Origin of the sequence: Yinghuangia sp. YIM S10712, assembly GCF_051388935.1 — a bacterium.
Taxonomy (GTDB): Bacteria; Actinomycetota; Actinomycetes; order Streptomycetales; family Streptomycetaceae; genus Yinghuangia.
The window spans coordinates 241115-243901 of the sequence record NZ_JBPKBI010000007.1; the positions used below are offsets into that span (position 1 = coordinate 241115).

General features: G+C 73.8%; 3 protein-coding genes. All 3 read left to right on the forward strand.

The features are described 5' to 3' along the window. The coding region (locus ACRX5W_RS17600) for a glycosyltransferase family 9 protein (RefSeq protein WP_436789116.1) at positions 1 to 953 on the forward strand (953 nt) is incomplete at its 5' end. Continuing rightward, on the forward strand, positions 950 to 1915 hold the full coding sequence (locus ACRX5W_RS17605) for a glycosyltransferase (protein ID WP_436789117.1): 966 nt from the start codon (positions 950 to 952) through the stop codon (positions 1913 to 1915). The genes ACRX5W_RS17600 and ACRX5W_RS17605, both read left to right, overlap by 4 nt. Then, a partial coding sequence (locus ACRX5W_RS17610; protein ID WP_436789118.1) for a glycosyltransferase occupies positions 1912 to 2787 on the forward strand: 876 nt, incomplete at its 3' end. The genes ACRX5W_RS17605 and ACRX5W_RS17610, both read left to right, overlap by 4 nt.

Sequence of the window (2787 nt, forward strand, 5' to 3'; positions counted from 1 at the left end):
CCGCGCGCGCCGGGCGCGTCACGATGCTCGCCGGGCCGGCCGGCGCGCCCGCGGCCGAACTGCTGCCCGGCGTCGACGAGATCGTGGTGTGGGATGCGCCGTGGTCGGGTTTCTCCCCTCCCCCGGTCTCGGTACCGGACACCGAGCGCTTGGTGGCGCGGCTGCGGGAACTGCGTGCCGATTCCGCCGTCGTCTTCACCTCGTTCCACCAATCGGCTTTGCCCGCCGCCTTGTTGCTGCGGCTGGCGGGGGTGCCGCAGATCGCGGCGATCAGCGCCGACTACCCGGGCTCGCTCCTCGATGTGCGTCACCGGGTCGACGAGACCGAAGACCGTCCCGAGGCCGAGCGCGCGCTCGACCTGGCCCGCGCGGCGGGCTTCCCGCTCCCTGCGCACGACACCGGCCGTCTCGCGGTGCGCGACCGGTCGCCCGACGTGCGCGCGCTGGTCGGCGAAGGGCCGTACGTCGTGTTCCACCCCGCGGCGTCGGTGCCGGCCCGGTCGTGGTCGGCGCGTTCGTGCGCGGCGGCGGCGAAGGCCTTGGCGGCGGCGGGCCACCGCGTGGTCGTCACCGGCGCGCCGGCCGACGCGGCCCTGACCGCCGAGGTGGCCGCGGCAGGCGGCGGCACCGACCTCGGCGGCCGTACGACCGTCGCCGAACTCGCCGCGGTCCTCGCCGGCAGCGGCGTGGCGGTCGCACCGAACACCGGGCCGGCGCATCTGGCCGCGGCGGTCGGCACGCCGGTCGTGAGCCTGTTCGCGCCGGTGGTGCCGGCGGCGCGCTGGGGACCGTACGGCGTGCCGTCCGTCCTGCTCGGTGACCCGTCCGCCGCGTGCGCGGGAACGCGTGCGCGTGTGTGCCCAGTGCCCGGCCACCCCTGCCTGGAATCGGTGACACCTCACGAAGTCGTCGTCGCCGTGGAGAAGTTGCTCATGGAAGGCGGTGCGCGGTGAACATCCTGTTGTGGCACGTCCACGGCTCGTGGACCACGTCGTTCGTCCAGGGCCCGCACCGGTATCTGCTGCCCGTGCTGCCGGACCGGGGGCCGGACGGGATCGGGCGCGCGCGTACGTGGGAGTGGCCGGACCGGGTCGTCGAGGTCCCCGCCGAGCGCCTGCGCGACCAGGACGTGGACGTGGTGGTTCTGCAACGCCCGCACGAGTACGAGTTGGTGCGCGACTGGCTGGGCCGTACCCCGGGCGTCGACGTGCCCTCGGTCTTCCTGGAGCACAACGCACCCGACGGCGACGTGCCGCTCACCCCGCACCCGATGCGCGACCGGCCGAATCTGCCGATCGTGCACGTCACTCACTTCAACTCCCTGATGTGGGACTGCGGTTCCGCGCCGACGACCGTCGTCGAACACGGGATCGTCGACCCCGGAGCCCGCTGGACGGGCGACATCGGACGCTGCGCGGTGGTGGTCAACGAGCCCATCCGGCGTGGCCGCCACACCGGCACCGACCTGCTGCCCGACATCGCCGACGCGCTGCCGCTGGACGTGTTCGGCATGCGGGTGGAAAAGCTCGCCGAGCATTTGGGCCTGGCCCTGGACCGGTGCCGGACGTACGAGGACCACCCGCAGGACCGCATGCACGACGCGCTGGCCCGCCGTGCGGTCTACCTGCACCCCATGCGCTGGACTTCGCTGGGCCTGTCCCTGCTGGAGGCCATGCACCTGGGGATGCCGGTGGTCGCCGTGGCCAGTACCGAGGCGGCGCGGGCTATCCCGCCGGGGGCGGGCACGGTCACCGCGTCCACCGCCGAACTGCGCGAGGCGGTCAGGCACTACGCCGCCGACCGCGCGGCGGCCCGGGCCGCGGGCGCCGCAGCACGCGACGCGGCGTTGGCGCGCTACGGATTGGCCCGGTTCCTCAGCGACTGGGACGCCGTTCTGAAGGAGGCTGTGTCGTGAGAATCGCCATGGTTTCGGAGCACGCCAATCCGCTGGCCACCCTCGGCGGCGCGGACGCTGGGGGCCAGAACGTCCACGTCGCGGCGCTGTCCGCCGCATTGGCCGACCTGGGCCACCGGGTGACGGTCTACACCCGAAGAGACTCACCCGACGCCCCGACGGTGGCGGCCCTGTGCCCGGGTGTGTCCGTGCATCTGGTCGACGCCGGGCCGCCACGCCCCGTGCCCAAGGACGAACTTCTGCCCTACATACACGAGTTCGGTGACCGGCTCGCCGACCGTTTCGTGCTGAACCGGCCGCATGTGGTGCACGCGCACTTCTGGATGTCGGGTCTGGCGGCGACACGCGCGGCGGAACGCCACGCGGTGCCCCTCGTGCAGACGTACCACGCGCTCGGCAGCGTCAAGCGGCGCCACCTCGGCGCGGCGGACACCAGCCCGGCCGCGCGGATCGCGTGTGAAATGCGTGTCGGGCGCGGGGCGGCGCGCATCGTGGCGACGTGCGACGACGAGGTCGCCGAACTCGTGCGCCTCGGGCTCGACCGCGAGCACATCAGCGTGGTGCCGTGCGGTGTCGACCTGGAGCGGTTCCGCCCGGACGGACCGGTCGCCGTGCGCACCCGCCGTCGGAGACTGCTTTCGGTCGGCCGGCTCGTCGAACGCAAGGGCGTGGACCTCGCGATCCGGGCGCTCGCCGATCTCCCGGACACCGAACTAGTCGTCGCCGGGGGGCCGTCCGACGGCGACGTGCACGACGACCCCGAAGCGCGCCGTCTGCTGGCCATCGCGGAGGAGGCCGGCGTCGGCGACCGCGTCGTCTTGCTGGGCATCGTCGTCCGCGAGCGGATGCCGGCGCTGCTGCGCAGCGCCGAC